Annotated in this window: 12 protein-coding genes; 4 read left to right on the top strand and 8 right to left on the bottom strand. The window is 46.2% G+C overall.

Annotated elements, in window-relative coordinates; all coding sequences use genetic code 11:
* Positions 1-202 precede the first annotated feature (202 nt).
* The 4 genes from PQG66_RS15940 to uvrB all read right to left on the bottom strand — a co-directional run bounded on the left by PQG66_RS15940 (position 203) and on the right by uvrB (position 5,978).
* Positions 203-412 (bottom strand): hypothetical protein, encoded by a 210-nt coding sequence (locus PQG66_RS15940; RefSeq protein ID WP_272038706.1) that lies wholly within the window; start codon positions 410-412, stop codon positions 203-205.
* Positions 413-557: 145 nt separating this feature from the next.
* Positions 558-686, bottom strand: a complete 129-nt coding sequence (locus PQG66_RS15935; protein WP_272038705.1) for a hypothetical protein — start codon at positions 684-686, stop codon at positions 558-560.
* Positions 687-914: 228 nt separating this feature from the next.
* Positions 915-3,773, bottom strand: a complete 2,859-nt coding sequence (uvrA, locus tag PQG66_RS15930) for an excinuclease ABC subunit UvrA (RefSeq protein WP_272038704.1) — start codon at positions 3,771-3,773, stop codon at positions 915-917.
* A gap of 213 nt (positions 3,774-3,986) precedes the next feature.
* The gene (gene uvrB, locus PQG66_RS15925) at positions 3,987-5,978 is read right to left on the bottom strand and encodes an excinuclease ABC subunit UvrB (protein WP_272038703.1); all 1,992 of its coding nucleotides are present in this window, start codon (positions 5,976-5,978) and stop codon (positions 3,987-3,989) included.
* Positions 5,979-6,147: 169 nt separating this feature from the next.
* Between uvrB and PQG66_RS15920 the strand changes: the two genes are divergently transcribed.
* Positions 6,148-6,948 (top strand): flagellar motor protein, encoded by an 801-nt coding sequence (locus tag PQG66_RS15920; RefSeq protein ID WP_272038702.1) that lies wholly within the window; start codon positions 6,148-6,150, stop codon positions 6,946-6,948.
* Positions 6,932-7,771, top strand: coding sequence for a flagellar motor protein MotB (locus PQG66_RS15915; protein ID WP_272038701.1), 840 nt, complete (start codon positions 6,932-6,934; stop codon positions 7,769-7,771). Before PQG66_RS15920 ends, PQG66_RS15915 begins: the two co-directional genes overlap by 17 nt.
* A 166-nt stretch (positions 7,772-7,937) precedes the next feature.
* On the opposite strand, the gene PQG66_RS15910 is transcribed toward PQG66_RS15915, so the two are convergent.
* From PQG66_RS15910 to PQG66_RS15900, 3 genes are read right to left on the bottom strand one after another with little or no spacing between them, the layout of a single operon-like run.
* Entirely contained in the window at positions 7,938-9,071 is a 1,134-nt protein-coding gene (locus tag PQG66_RS15910; protein ID WP_272038700.1) for an ABC transporter permease, read from the bottom strand.
* A complete protein-coding gene (locus tag PQG66_RS15905; protein WP_272038699.1) occupies positions 9,064-10,251 on the bottom strand; it encodes an ABC transporter permease in 1,188 nt (395 codons plus the stop codon). The genes PQG66_RS15910 and PQG66_RS15905 overlap by 8 nt, the downstream gene beginning before the upstream one ends.
* A gap of 11 nt (positions 10,252-10,262) precedes the next feature.
* Positions 10,263-11,198 carry an ABC transporter ATP-binding protein gene (locus PQG66_RS15900; RefSeq protein ID WP_272038698.1) on the bottom strand — a complete coding sequence of 312 codons (936 nt, stop codon included), beginning with the start codon at positions 11,196-11,198 and terminating at the stop codon, positions 10,263-10,265.
* Positions 11,199-11,418: 220 nt separating this feature from the next.
* On the opposite strand from PQG66_RS15900, the gene PQG66_RS15895 reads away from it, so the two are divergent.
* Positions 11,419-12,636 carry a sensor histidine kinase gene (locus tag PQG66_RS15895; RefSeq protein ID WP_272038697.1) on the top strand — a complete coding sequence of 406 codons (1,218 nt, stop codon included), beginning with the start codon at positions 11,419-11,421 and terminating at the stop codon, positions 12,634-12,636.
* A 21-nt stretch (positions 12,637-12,657) separates the two neighbouring features.
* Positions 12,658-13,347 carry a response regulator transcription factor gene (locus tag PQG66_RS15890; protein WP_272038696.1) on the top strand — a complete coding sequence of 230 codons (690 nt, stop codon included), beginning with the start codon at positions 12,658-12,660 and terminating at the stop codon, positions 13,345-13,347.
* Between the two features lie 57 nt (positions 13,348-13,404).
* Here the strand turns inward: PQG66_RS15890 and PQG66_RS15885 are convergent, their stop codons facing one another.
* Positions 13,405-14,733 carry a PDZ domain-containing protein gene (locus PQG66_RS15885; protein ID WP_272038695.1) on the bottom strand — a complete coding sequence of 443 codons (1,329 nt, stop codon included), beginning with the start codon at positions 14,731-14,733 and terminating at the stop codon, positions 13,405-13,407.
* Positions 14,734-14,785 lie beyond the last annotated feature (52 nt).

Below are 14,785 nucleotides of genomic sequence, written 5' to 3'. Positions count from 1 at the left end.
AAGAGACAAATAACACTGAGCCTGAACAGCCCTGCTGTCAGGCTAGCGTCTTTAGGCGCAGTTTGGCAACAGGGGGTTATACCCCAAGAGCAAACCACCCGTTGGACGGGTGGTCCTGATTATGTTGATACGTGATGTATCTCTATGGATGTATCTTACGATGTGTTGTGTTTCTATTTACATCTACTAGCGTGTGATTCTGTTAACTAAACCAGCCCGTGATCATCGCGTAGTCTGTCATCAAAAATACAAGCAGACTGACAATGGTAAACCCAATAGCAAACAGATTTTTCTTCGGTGCCCGAAGAAGTCGAACCAGTCCGATAAATATCAGGATTGTGAACAGGATGACAAAAATATCAAATGCATTAAAATTGGATGTACTCGCCGTGGCAGCCTCTGCAAGCAGCATGGATAGACAGACCTCCTCACCATAGTTGAACAACTAACGCATACCCTAAACTCTTCCTCTATGTTATCTGTACCCTGTTAGTAATGCAAGCCCTATCATCCAAAAAATGAAAAAAATCCAGTGTTCCTGTTTTGCTTACTAAAGCTTACCCCATCTGATATGTAAACACTTTCATGGGAAAACCATATTCAGCGAGTATCTGGAGCACAGATAGCAGATCGCGGTCACCATCACTAACAATCCGTACTTGACTTGACGTTGATATCCCTGCCATGAACCCGTATATAAAAAACCTTCTTCCTAAAGAACAAGTGTGAATTTCGTTCACAGCCTATTTCTCGAGTGAAGAAGGTTTATATACACCCAGCATATCTACATGTTTCATGTTTCATATTTCATATTTCATGCTTCATCTGGCATCATGTTAATCTCTATTATGATAGAGAGGTACGTAGCGAGGGATTGAAAAGGACTGTTAGGCAGTAGCCCGCTACAGGTCTGCCTATTCTGTGAGCTGTAGAGCTCTGCTCCGCTCTGTATCGCGCTCCAGTACAGGTTTCAGATATTTCCCAGTATATGATTCCTCCACTTGGATAATATCTTCAGGTGTTCCTGTAGCGACGATTGTACCGCCCCCACTTCCGCCTTCTGGACCGAGGTCAACGATATAATCCGCTGTTTTGATGACGTCCAGATTGTGCTCAATAACAAGCACAGACTCACCAGAGTCTACAAGACGATGCAACACCGTTAACAACCTGTCAATATCATCAACATGCAGACCTGTTGTTGGTTCATCCAGAATATAGATCGTTTTGCCCGTACTCCGTCGGTACAGCTCGGAAGCAAGCTTCACACGCTGTGCTTCACCACCGGACAGCGTTGTTGCCGGTTGACCCAGATTAATGTATCCGAGGCCTACATCCATTAATGTTTGCATTTTGCGATGAATTTTCGGAATATTCTCAAAAAATTGAGTAGCATCCTCTACTGTCATTTCGAGTACATCCGCAATATTTTTGTTTTTGTATTTCACTTCTAGCGTTTCACGGTTATATCGTTTTCCTTTGCAAACTTCACATGGCACATAGACATCTGGCAGGAAGTGCATTTCGATTTTGATAATGCCATCTCCCCGGCAAGCCTCACAACGTCCACCTTTAATATTAAAGCTGAACCGTCCTTTTTTGTATCCACGCACTTTGGCTTCATTCGTCTGTGCGAACAGATCACGAATATCATCAAAAACACCTGTATACGTAGCGGGATTCGAGCGTGGTGTACGTCCGATCGGTGACTGGTCAATATCGATAACTTTATCGATATGCTCAAGTCCACGAATCTCCTTATGCTGTCCTGGACGTACTCGTGCACGGTTCAGATCACGCGCCAATGTTTTGTAGAGAATCTCGTTAATCAGTGTAGATTTACCCGAACCTGATACTCCCGTTACAGCAGTAAATACACCTACCGGAATCTTCACATTCAGATTCTTCAAGTTATTTTCTTTGGCTCCGCGCACTTCCAGCCAGCGGTCGCCTACACTTCGGCGTTCTGTACGAACAGGGATAAACTTCTTGCCACTGAGGTACTGACCCGTTAGCGATTTCTCATCATTCATAATCTCTTCCGGTGTACCTTGTGACATGACTGTACCGCCGTGAATACCTGCGCCAGGGCCAATATCGATAATATAATCTGCTGCCATCATTGTATCTTCGTCATGTTCAACAACGATCAGAGTGTTTCCAATATCCCGCATATGTGCCAGCGTAGAGATCAAACGATCATTATCCCGCTGGTGCAGACCGATACTTGGCTCGTCCAGAATGTAGAGTACGCCCATCAGGCTGGAACCAATCTGAGTCGCCAGTCTGATCCGCTGTGCTTCCCCACCCGAAAGCGTGCCGGCAGCACGGCTTAACGTCAAGTAGTCCAAACCGACATTAACAAGGAAACCCAAGCGGCTATTAATTTCTTTCAGGATCAGTTTGGCAATGGTCTGCTCCTTCTCCGTCAGCTGTAGTGACTCAAAGAAACGTCCCGCTTCGCCGATCGACAGACTGGTCACATAAGCCATGTTGTGATCATTAATGGTTACAGCAAGGCTTTCTCGTTTCAGACGTTGTCCTTTGCATGTACCACAAGGCTTGGCACTCATGTATCCTTCAATGAACTCCCGGATACCTTCGGATGCCGTTTCCCGATAACGACGCTCCAGATTATTAACGATTCCTTCAAACGTAACTAACGCTTCTTTGCGTTGTCCAAAGTCATTTTCATAACGAAAACGAATTTTTTCAGATCCTGTCCCGTGCAATAACTTGTTCATCTGATCGGCAGGCAGATCTTCTACTGGGACATCCTGTGGGATGTTAAAATGTTCGCATACCGACCGAAGAAACTGCGGATAATACGTTGACGTTCCTCCTGTCCAGGCATCAAACGCACCTTCTTCAATAGATTTACTGCGATCTGGCACAAGTAGATCCGGGTCTACAATCATTTTGACACCCAAACCGTCACAATCCGGACAAGCACCAAAAGGGCTGTTAAACGAGAACATCCGAGGTGCCAGCTCATCAATGCTGAATCCGCAGACTGGGCATGCAAAGTTCGAACTGAAGCGCAGTTCTTCTTCACCGATAATATCCACGAGCAGTTGTCCACCAGAAAGGTTAAGTGCCGTTTCTATAGAATCTGCCAGACGTGCCTGGACATCATCCTTCACAACGATCCGGTCAACGACAACATCAATGGTATGTTTTTTGTTTTTCTCCAGCTGGATATCCTCGGACAAGTCACGAAGTTCACCATTGACCCGTACACGGACAAAACCTTGCTTCGACACATCGGCAAATACGCTCTTGTGCTCCCCTTTGCGTCCGGCAACAATTGGAGCCAGAATCTGCAATCGGGTACGTTCAGGGTACTGCATGATACGGTCCACCATTTGCTCCACCGTTTGGGATGTAATCTCGATCCCGTGATCCGGACAATGTGGATGACCAATGCGCGCAAACAGGAGACGCAGATAGTCGTAGATTTCAGTAACTGTTCCTACCGTGGAACGTGGGTTACGGCTTGTTGTTTTCTGATCGATCGAGATCGCAGGTGACAAGCCCTCAATGGAATCCACATCCGGTTTTTCCATCTGGCCCAAAAACTGACGTGCATAGGCTGACAATGATTCCACATAACGTCGCTGTCCTTCGGCATAGATCGTATCAAAAGCCAGCGAGGACTTGCCTGATCCGCTCAAACCGGTCAATACGACAAAGCGGTCACGTGGGATGGTGATATCAATGTTTTTCAGGTTATGCGCTCGCGCACCTTTGATGACAATGTTCTCGCTCGCCAATAGTATTCATCCTCTCATTGCTTATCTATAAACCTTTTAACCAAATTTATCGTTTCTATCAGTATAGACCTTAATTTGTCATTTCAACATGTCTTATTATCGGGTTAACCGAGGCATTTTTTTACTCATTTTCACCCAATAAGAGAACGGCCAACTGGCCGTTCTCTTATCACAAAATGTTCAATCAAGGAAGCTTCCTATATCGATCTACATCTATTCTGCTCGCAGCTCCAGCAGTGCATCACGAAGCTCAGCGGCACGTTCAAACTGCAAGTTTTTGGCTGCATCCTTCATCTCTGCCTCCAGACGCTGAATGAGCGACTGACGCTCTTTCTTCGACATCTTCTCGGCAGCGCCAGTCAGATACTCATTTTTGGATTCAGCAACCTTCGTTGCCTCAATCACATCACGTACTTTTTTGCGAATCGTCTGAGGTGTTATTCCATGCTTCTCGTTATAAGCCATCTGGATGCTGCGACGTCGTTCCGTCTCTTTCATCGCCTTATCCATAGATTCTGTCACTTTGTCTCCATACAAAATAACTTTACCATCGCTGTTTCTCGCAGCACGCCCTATCGTCTGAATAAGCGAACGCTCGGAACGAAGGAACCCTTCCTTATCAGCATCGAGAATAGCTACCAATGAAACCTCAGGCAGATCAAGACCTTCTCTTAGCAAGTTGATCCCAATCAATACATGGAAGGTACCCAGCCTCAGATCACGCAAGATCGCCATCCGTTCGAGCGTTTTGATCTCGGAGTGCAGATATCTTACCTTAATACCAATCTCCTTCAGATAATCCGTCAGGTCTTCCGACATTTTCTTCGTTAACGTCGTGATCAATACCCGCTCGTCTTTGGCAATTCTATCGTTAATCTCTGCAATCAGATCATCAATCTGTCCTTTCGTTGGACGGAGTTCAATGACAGGATCAAGCAAACCCGTCGGACGAATAATCTGCTGCACCATCGTATCGGTATGCTCAATCTCGTAAGGTCCCGGCGTTGCCGATACATAGATAATCTGGTTCATCTTTTCTTCGAACTCTTCGAACTTGAGCGGTCGATTATCCAGCGCAGAAGGAAGACGGAAACCGTGATCCACCAACACAGTCTTCCTCGCTTGGTCACCGTTATACATCGCACGAATCTGCGGCAGTGTCACATGGGACTCATCCACCACGATCAACATATCATCAGGAAAATAATCAAGTAGCGTATACGGTGTATCCCCGCGTTCACGGAAGGTCAGCGGTCCGGAATAGTTCTCAATCCCCGAACAAAATCCAACTTCCTTCATCATTTCAATATCATAACGTGTACGTTGCTCCAGCCGCTGTGCTTCCAGCAGTTTGCCTTGTTCACGCAATACTTCAAGACGTTCTTCCAATTCACGCTCAATATTCACTAGTGCCACACGCATCGTCTCTTCTTGTGTTACGAAGTGAGATGCCGGGAAAATAGCAATATGCTCGCGTTCACCAATCAGTTCTCCGGTCAAAACGTCAATTTCGGTAATTTTCTCGATCTCGTCCCCGAACAATTCAACCCGAATCGCATGTTCCCCCTTGGAGGCTGGGAAAATCTCGATCACATCGCCGCGGACACGAAACGTACCACGAACAAAGTTAATATCATTCCGCTGATACTGTATCTCTACAAGACGAGACAAAATCTGATTGCGTGGCTTTTCCATACCCACCCGCAGTGACAAAAGCATGCTGGAATAGTCATGCGGCGAACCCAAACCGTATATGCAAGAAACACTGGCTACAATAATGACATCGCGACGTTCAAACAACGAACTGGTCGCTGCGTGTCTCAATTTATCAATCTCTTCATTAATACTCGAATCCTTCTCGATATACGTATCAGATGAAGGAATATAGGCTTCCGGTTGATAGTAGTCGTAATAGCTGACAAAATACTCTACCATGTTATTCGGAAAGAACTCTTTGAATTCACTCGCCAGCTGGGCTGCCAGTGTCTTATTGTGCGCAATAATCAACGTCGGCCGCTGCAGCTTGGCTATGGTCTGTGCAATGGTGAACGTCTTCCCCGTACCTGTTGCACCCAGAAGCGTCTGGTATCTCTTCCCTTCCTGAACACCCTTTACCAATTCTGCTATGGCTGCAGGCTGATCACCCTGGGGAGAAAACTCTGACTCGATTTCGAACGTTTTGTCGCTCATTATAATATCGCTCATTGCCGTATCTCACCCTATCGTCTAAAATAATAGTCACTATATATTGTCGAAGTTCCCCGAATTTCCTGTTGGGAAAACTTATAGTAATAGGAATATTTGTTCCCGTTCAATTATACCTTGTTCGTTTTAGTGTTGCAAACGTGAAATGAAGATAGGAGTGGGTTAATTTATGGATATTGCAACACTCATCGGTATAATAGCCGGAATTGCTGCCATTATCAGTGGTTTTTTATGGGAAGGCGGTCAATTGTCTGGCCTACTACAAAAAACGGCTGCTCTAATCGTATTTGGCGGTACAATAGCTGCTGTTGTTGCCAGCTTCCCTGGTCATCGTCTACGCACGATTCCTGCTGCTCTACGAATGGCATTTGGACGTCATCATCATGATTCTAAGCAGTCGGTTGAGGATCTGATTGAGATGTCGTCTATTGCTCGCAGATCCGGTGTGCTAGCTCTGGAACGCAGAGTAGTGGATTATCCTCATCCATTTTTACAAGATGGCATTCAAATGATTGTTGATGGTACAGACCCTGATGTCATTCGGCAGATTCTGGAGATGGAGATTGATTCTGTGGAACAGAAACATGAGGGTTATGCCAAAATATTCGAATCTGCCGGCGGTTATGCCCCAACCATGGGGATCATCGGAACCGTAATGGGACTTATTCAAGTGCTGGGCAGCTTAACCGATCCCACTGGACTTGGACCGGCTATTGCTGTTGCCTTTACTGCCACTCTGTATGGAGTTGCCAGTGCCAATCTGATCTTTTTGCCCATTGCGTCCAAGATTAAATCCAGAGGTGCTGACGAAGTTCAAGCCATGGAGATGATACTCGAAGGCATTCTTGCCATTCAAAACGGCGAAAATCCGCAGCTCGTCCGTAAACGGCTAGAATCTTTTACACTTTCGCATCGTCAGGCGGTATATTCGCCACTGGCAAAGGAGGGATTGGATGAGTCGGCGCAGTAAACGGCGTGCCAAACGCGAAACTGCGGACCATCGGGATCGCTGGATGATTACCTATGCCGATCTCATTACCCTGCTGTTGATATTTTTTGTCATCATGTACGCCATGAGCAATCTGGATTCGGGTAAATATGACATCGTTACCCAATCCCTTCAGAACACATTCAATGAATCCAGCTCTATTCTGGAGCTTGGAGATGGACTTAATAATAAACCTGGTCAAGTGATTACCAAGACACCTCCCTCCGATGGTCAGACGGGATCAGGAGATATGCAAGACCCTGAATCCACACCAGCAACAGATCCCGCGGATGAAAGCAATCGTCCGCTTACAGAACGTGAACATCAGTTCAGGACGCAGGAGCAGGAGCTGCAAAATCTGTTCAATGTGATTACCCAATATATTGAGGAGAATAAACTGGAAGATCAGATTTTTGTTGCGGACAAGCCTCAAGGCATCTCCATTACACTAAGTGACCGATTCCTGTTCGACCAAGGACAAGCTGCTTTGAAAAAGGAAGCTTCCCCGACAATGAACAAACTGGCAAGTTTGTTTCGTAATCTTCAAATGGTGGTCAGTATCGAAGGACATACGGATAATGTGCCAATCGGAGCTAATTCCATGTACAAGGATAACTGGGAGTTATCTGGCGAACGAGCATTGTCTGTATTACGCTTTTTCCTAGATCAGGAGAAACTCGATCCAGATCACTTCCAATATGCAGGTTACGCAGATACCCGTCCAACCGGGGACAATCAAACTCCAGCAGGAAGACAGAAAAATCGCCGGGTTGAGATTACGGTGCTTCGTCAGTTGCAACCCTAGTCGAGCGTAAAACAACGTAATTTGTTAGCAAGCTTCTGATTATACTTCTGCAAAAGAATAAAACAACAAACACGCCTGCCGCATTTATTCGGCAGGCGTGTTTATTCTGTTCTATTTATTCCATGCTAAGTAACCTTTATCTTCATTCAAATTATGTTCCCAGATACTACGCATCCATTCCTGGCTGATCTGGACGAAGGATCGCAGAGCCGACAGCTAGTAGAATAACAGCCATAGTAGTCAGAATCAGTAGCGGCAGAGTAATATCTGCCAACGTGCCTCCAGCAGAGATCGTCTCAACGGCCTGAATCGTCCATTTCTGCGGTACGAAGTTGGCCAGCTTCTGCATATACTCCGGCATGATCGATAGTGGCCAGAAGCAGCCTCCAATCATACAAGTCGGTACAATAATGAGGGAGTTCAACATACTGGCATTTTTCGTTTCTCGAATTAGACCGCTAACCGTACTCGCCAGCCCCATGGAAACGAGCATGAATGCGCCAAGAATCAGAAAATGAGTACCGAACGGAATTCCGGCATCATAATGCAGCACCCATCTGCTAATGCCGAGCACTAGTACAATCTGAATGATCCCGATCGCCAGACTGCCCAGAAAATTACCGAGTGCAATCTCATACGACTTAACAGGAGCTGTATACATTCGAGCCATCGTACGCTGCTTACGATCTTCCATAATCACGGCCACAGCACTGGTCAACAGGCCCATCATAAACATGATGGTAAACCCTGTAACGTTATTTAGCCCTGGTTTAGGATACAGTTGTAGGTTCAGCGCTTCCCCTGATAGGGTATGTCTGCCAACCTCCTCCAGAAGCTGTTCAAACTTCTCTTCTGTAGTTGCTGCATACGCAGACTGTTTCAGTCCATCATCTATTCCTTCAACGGCTGCCCGCAAGATATATGAACTTTCACTAACACGCATTTCAATCAGCTGAATATGGGTCTGCTTCCCTTGTAACAGTGATTGCGTATAATCCGCGGGAATAACGATCCCCATGTTTCCTTTTTGCTTGACTACATCTGACTTGACCTCTGCCTCACTGTTCACAGGTTTGAAGCTGTATTCTTTCATTCGGCCAAGTTCTTGCACCATCCATGACCCCGCAGTGCCCTGATCCATATTCACATAAGGTATCACAGCACGGCTTGCCTGCTCACTTCCAAAAAGGGCAACCGCTCCCGTTACAACAAGACACGGAAGCAGCAGATACGTAATAAATCCGCGTTTACTCCCAAGCGTTCTCCTAATCATCAGCCAAGCAATATGCAGACTATTCATAGCGGTATCCAACCTTTCTGTATATCACTGCCGCAGCGGCAGCAAGCACTGCACACACAGCTCCCAGCATCCACATATTGTGTGTTATTTCATCTAAGGAAGAACCCAACATCATGCTAAGGAAACTTTGAAGAGCCCAATGATTTACTGTGAATTCGCTAATACGTTGTACAAAATCTACAGCAATCGGCGTAAATCCGCCGCTAATAAATGTCATCACAATGATGATGCTCTGCATCAGGGCAGTAGCTGAAGCAGCACTTTTACTAATGAATGCCACAATAACACCTAAAGTCATGGATGCCAGCGTAATAAGTACACAGACCAATACGATTAACCATGGATGACCACCCCAGTCCACACCAAATAATACATGTGTCATGAGAACAATAATGATTGCCTGCATAAAAGCAAGCAGGCTGTTACCTGCGATTTTACCAGCAAAGATAACTCCGTTGCCTACAGGAGCAGCCTGAAGACGAGCCAGCGTTCGTTTATCTTTCTCAGTAAACAGGCTGTTAATCGTTGTCATGCCTGAGTACAGCATAAACATAGCCAGCATCGCTGCCGCGTAATATTGTGAGGCACTATAGGATTGATCGGATTGCCCAGGGCTAGTGACCGTGACATTAGACTGTCCTGCCGATTTAGTATCAACTTGAGCAGCGGCAGTCCCCATGGCTTCGGATCCAAGGACTTTTACCATGGCAGCTTGTCGATTTAACTCATCCGTGAAGCGAGTGAACAAGGTTTGCCCCACCACATTCAGTGTACTGTCCTTCCCAAGGATCCATTGCAGCTTGGCCTCTTCTCCTGCCATCCACTGCTTCACCGTATCTGAGGTAAGAATAACTGCAAAGTTAATTTCTCCTTGTTTTAACGCATTCACTGCCTCTTCCTGGGAACTGATCTGCTGAACTTTCAGCATTTTTGCCACTTCCGGTGCAGCCACGAATACGTTCAGTGCTTCACCAACAGGAGACGAGGTCGCTTCAGCCGATTGTACAATCCCTACATGGACTACATCAGGTATGCTTTCTTTCCCTGTTCCCATGGCGCTCGATAGTGCTGTCCCCAAGATAAAGATCAATAATAAGGGCAAAACAAACAGATTTATGACCACAGAACGAATTTTCAAAATACGTCTTAATTCAAAGATACAGATATGCCATATGTTCATCTCATTCCCTCCTAGTCTCGAAGCGTGCGTCCGGTTAAATTGAGGAAGAGCGTCTCCAAGTCCGGTTCTTCGACCCGTAGAGACTGAATGGACATATCATGCTTAGTACAAATAAAGAGCATATCTTGCAATGCAAGTTGTGCTGAAGGCAGCATAATGGTCAATGTTTCTTCAGTGACTTCAACTGCTCGAACGCGGGGATGAAGCTTCAATTCTTCCACCACACCATCATGGATGCCTGAAGCAGTGAGTACGATCTTTTCCTCGGATGCAACACGTTCTCTAAGCTCAGCTTCGGTTCCACAGGCAATAATTCTCCCTTGATCCATAATAGCTACACGATTGCTGATAGCCGCAACTTCTTCCATATAGTGACTGGTATATATAATGGTTGAACCCATCTCGTTAAGAGTTCGAACGGATTCAAGAATATGATTACGGGACTGTGGATCAATACCTACGGTTGGTTCATCCATAATGATCAGATCTGGTCGATGGCTGAGAGCACACGCGATGTTTAATCTGCGTTTCATTCCGCCGGAGAAGGTAGATGGGGCCTCCTTCGCCTTATCCTGCAAGCCCACGAATTCAAGAGATTCCTTTACTCTTTCTTTGAGTAGTTTACCTCGCAACCCATATAGCCGGGCAAAAAAAGTAACATTATCCGCCGCACTCATCGTTTCGTATAATGCCAAATCCTGCGGAACCAACCCGATCTTGCGTTTTACCTCCAGTGGTTGATCTTTAACCGATATGCCATCCAGCCTGATCTCACCCTGATCCATTTTCAAAAGCCCTGCAATCATACTGATTGTCGTACTTTTACCTGCTCCATTCGGACCAAGCAGACCAAAAATTTCACCTTTGTTTACACTCAGATTGAGATGGTCTACTGATAATTTGCTACCGTAGCGTTTCACAACGTGATCCACTTCCAATATATTCATGAATATACGTCCTCTCCGTTTGAACTCTTATCTTGTCTTCATATCGTATTTATATTGTAACGAACAACGATCTTTTTCGAAGGTACACAAAGTCATAACCCGAAGGTGACTTAAGTCATCTCCTGACCCCAAACCCGGTTATGTTATAATCAAGAATGCATGTTTCAGACATTTCAATCTTGTTCGTCTTCATACTCTATACAAAGGATGTCATCTACATATGCCAATGCGGTTCCTGCAATACGGTTTACTCTTTGTGCCCGCAGTGCTGTACGGTTTGGTGCTTCCCCCAAAAGGCGAAGCGCTATATACGCTATGTATTCTCATTGCCGCAGGACTCGCTGTAATGAACGGTTTCACACGCTCCGTTGCAATGCAATCGCTGTTATTCCTCGCAGAAATATGGTGGAGCAGCTGGTTACTTGCTCTGTACGGCCCCTTTATGTTGTTCGTCTGTTTGTCTGTTCTCTATGTTTATATGTATCGGCTCTCCGGAGCTAGACGATGGATGATGTTAGGTATCCAGATGGTTGCTGGCAACCTCGCACTTCATTGGCATTATACACCCCCGCCCTGGATGTCTGAGGATATAACTGGAATCCAGGCTGTCACCATGACCTGGCTCTCCGAATCCATGTTGGTTTGGATTGCTGTCAATTTGCTATTGCTGCTGACAGCCACCCTTTCCTGGCAAGGCGCCAACACAGCAGCGAGTCGTGGGCAACTGGAGCATGTGTATGACGAGTTAAGACATAAACACTATGAGCTCCAGGAAGCACGTGCACAATTACTGTCATTTGCAAGACAATTGGAGGATGCTGCTCAGGCAGAAGAACGTACCCGTATATCCAGGCAGCTTCATGATGACATCGGACATCGTCTGATCCGCACCAAAATCATGTCAGAAGCAGCACTGCTCACGCTACCTTTAAATTCCGAACAGGGAATCGAGATGGTAGAACAGATCCGAGATCAGCTGGCGGTAAGCATGGAAGATATGCGTAATACACTACATAGATTACAACCAGTCACTCATGCGTCCAACGCCTACGCTCTAGACCTTCTGCTGGAGGAAGTTGGCCGAGATACAGGTGTAAAAACAATTTATTCAACCCATGGTCCGGTACGTACACTATACCCAAGCACCCAGATTGTGTTGTACAAAAACGCCAAAGAAGCGATAACCAATGCACTAAGACATGGAAACGCCTCTTCCATTACATTACAACTAGTCTTTGATCGGCAGGAGGTCTGTATGATCATTAGTAATGACGGCAGCACTCACCCCCTTCCTATTGCTGGCAGTAAAACAGGTCTTGGCCACGAGGGTATTCGTGAGCGTACACAGTTCATTGGAGGCACGATCGAAATTCAGTCCGATCATCCATATACCGTTATTACGCGTATCCCTGTCTCAGACAAAATAAATTCACTTTAAATTAAGGGAGGGAATAAACTCATGCCAGGAACGAACGGGGCAAGTCCGAAAGCATCGCCTGAACAGTCTTCGCTTATCCAGGTATTGCTTGTCGACGATGATTATTTTATACGCGAAAGTCTGAAGGTTGTACTTTGTCTTGATGCACACATTGAAATTACAGGCATGGCTTCCAGTGGTCAGGAAGCACTCGAATTACTTGAATCGGGGACCATGGCGGATGTCGTCTTAATGGATATTCGTATGCCTGAATGTGATGGAGTCGAAGGTACTCATCTGATCAAATCCCGTTTTCCTGAGATTCAAGTCCTAATGCTGACGACCTTTGACGATGATGAATACATTATCCAAGCCTTACAGAACGGAGCGAGCGGTTATCTGCTCAAGAATGTACCGCCTCCACGCATCGTTCAGGGCATCAAAACTGTACATAACGGGGATATGCTAATTCACCCGGATATTGCGCGCAAACTTACGGGTCTACTCCAGACTCCTGCCCCTGCACCTTCCCATGTGCCTAGTAGAACACATGGGCTTACCCGGGCGGAGCTATCTGTTGCGCAATCCATAGCCGAAGGGTTGTCCAATAAGGAAATTGCCGCCAAGTTATTTCTTAGCGAAGGCACCGTCAAAAACTATGTGACAGAAATTCTGGGCAAGCTCAACTTACGTGACCGCACACAAATTGCCATTTACATGCTCAAACAATAGAGTATACAAAAAGGTATTTCCTTACCGTCTAAAGGCGGTTGGAAATACCTTTTTTCGTTACATTTCGACTGATCCTTTCTCGCTGACTACGGGAGGCGCTGGCAAGGCAAGCGGAGCCTCGTCCATTCGCCGCTCTTTCCGATGAGTGAACAATCGGAGGGTTATGATATGGAAAATGGTAACCGGCCGCAACTGGACTGCCCACGCCTCCTGGTTATCCGGTGCCAGAATAACGCCGAGCTGATGGTGCTCACCTTCATAGATCGCACGCTGCATGAATTTGCTCTCTCCCTGATGATTCCGCACCTCCAGCTTGCAAAAGGCGGGATTCATGCGCAGTGCCTTGTGCAGCTCCTCAGGACTATGTACGAGCACGCCATTCACTTTATACAGCGTTTCACCAGCCTCAATTCCGAGTTCTGCCGCTGGACTTCCAGGGATCACGCTTAATACCTTCAGTCCATGTTGAGGGTGAACAAAAGCTGGACTAAGCTGTTGCTCTTCCAATGCACTGTACCCTACCAAGAGCTCATGTCCAGCAAAAGCAATGATTGCTGCAATCACCATCAGCGGTGACCACCACACGGCAAGCAAACTGAACACGAGTAATGCCAAACTGTACAGCAGAAGACGCTTGGATGAAAGCTGGATCTTGCGTCCTGGCATCATACTCTGTGTGCTCTCGCTGAATCCAAGTAAGAGGGGAAGAGCAACAAGTGTATAACTCTGACCTGCGTTAAATAGTGGAGTCCACGCTAATCCAGCCACACCTCCGGTTGTCGGAACAAGAATCAGTAGCGGTATAGCCCAAAAAAGTTGTATCTGATATCCCCCTACCAGTTTCCCTCTTTTTCCTCCTATAAGTAACGGGGAAGCCATCGACACACCTTGCATGCGAACGAGTATAGCTTCTCCAAAGTGAAGGAGCGCAGCTAGAACCAGTAACGCAGGCATGTCCAGTCCACGAATCGTCTCCACAACCTGCCCAAGCACGCCTGTGGGCTGCCAGCTTGAAGCCACATTCAACGCAAATTGAACGATACCCAGTGTTCCTGCCGCATAGGCAAAGCATAAATATCGGATACGAATCAGAGATAAAACCAATGCTGCAATCCATATGCTAATCACAGCGCCCATGGTCGCATAAGTGCCGAGAAATAGTGACACGATGGACACCATGATACCAATTAAAATCCCTCCAAGAACAGCTCGTATCGTCTGAGTAATTGAGCTTTGCATACGAACGAGGAAGAGTCTACGTTCCTGGAGCAACTGGCGATGATAGATTAAAGCGATTAAAATAACTGCCATATAATAAAACGGCTGAATAAACAACTGTAACAATGCTTCCCCTAAAGTAGTTAACCACGGCCAAACCCATTCCATTGTAGTGTTCCACTCCTCTCCTTCAGCCGGTTCAGAAAAAAAGAAGGCTGAA

Source organism: Paenibacillus sp. JJ-100, from assembly GCF_948329825.1.
In the GTDB taxonomy this organism is placed as follows: domain Bacteria; phylum Bacillota; class Bacilli; order Paenibacillales; family Paenibacillaceae; genus Paenibacillus.
The sequence above is the reverse complement of the archived record's forward strand: the minus strand, read 5'-3'. Positions and strand labels throughout refer to the sequence as shown.

Bases quoted from the DNA above. Each gene is read 5' to 3' on its own strand.
- PQG66_RS15940 (WP_272038706.1), bottom strand. From the start codon at position 412: ATGCTGCTTGCAGAGGCTGCCACGGCGAGTACATCCAATTTTAATGCA.
- PQG66_RS15935 (WP_272038705.1), bottom strand. From the start codon at position 686: ATGGCAGGGATATCAACGTCAAGTCAAGTACGGATTGTTAGTGATGGT.
- uvrB (WP_272038703.1), bottom strand. From the start codon at position 5,978: ATGAGCGATATTATAATGAGCGACAAAACGTTCGAAATCGAGTCAGAG.
- PQG66_RS15920 (WP_272038702.1), top strand. From the start codon at position 6,148: ATGGATATTGCAACACTCATCGGTATAATAGCCGGAATTGCTGCCATT.
- PQG66_RS15915 (WP_272038701.1), top strand. From the start codon at position 6,932: ATGAGTCGGCGCAGTAAACGGCGTGCCAAACGCGAAACTGCGGACCAT.
- PQG66_RS15910 (WP_272038700.1), bottom strand. From the start codon at position 9,071: ATGAATAGTCTGCATATTGCTTGGCTGATGATTAGGAGAACGCTTGGG.
- PQG66_RS15905 (WP_272038699.1), bottom strand. From the start codon at position 10,251: ATGAACATATGGCATATCTGTATCTTTGAATTAAGACGTATTTTGAAA.
- PQG66_RS15900 (WP_272038698.1), bottom strand. From the start codon at position 11,198: ATGAATATATTGGAAGTGGATCACGTTGTGAAACGCTACGGTAGCAAA.
- PQG66_RS15895 (WP_272038697.1), top strand. From the start codon at position 11,419: ATGCCAATGCGGTTCCTGCAATACGGTTTACTCTTTGTGCCCGCAGTG.
- PQG66_RS15890 (WP_272038696.1), top strand. From the start codon at position 12,658: ATGCCAGGAACGAACGGGGCAAGTCCGAAAGCATCGCCTGAACAGTCT.
- PQG66_RS15885 (WP_272038695.1), bottom strand. From the start codon at position 14,733: ATGGAATGGGTTTGGCCGTGGTTAACTACTTTAGGGGAAGCATTGTTA.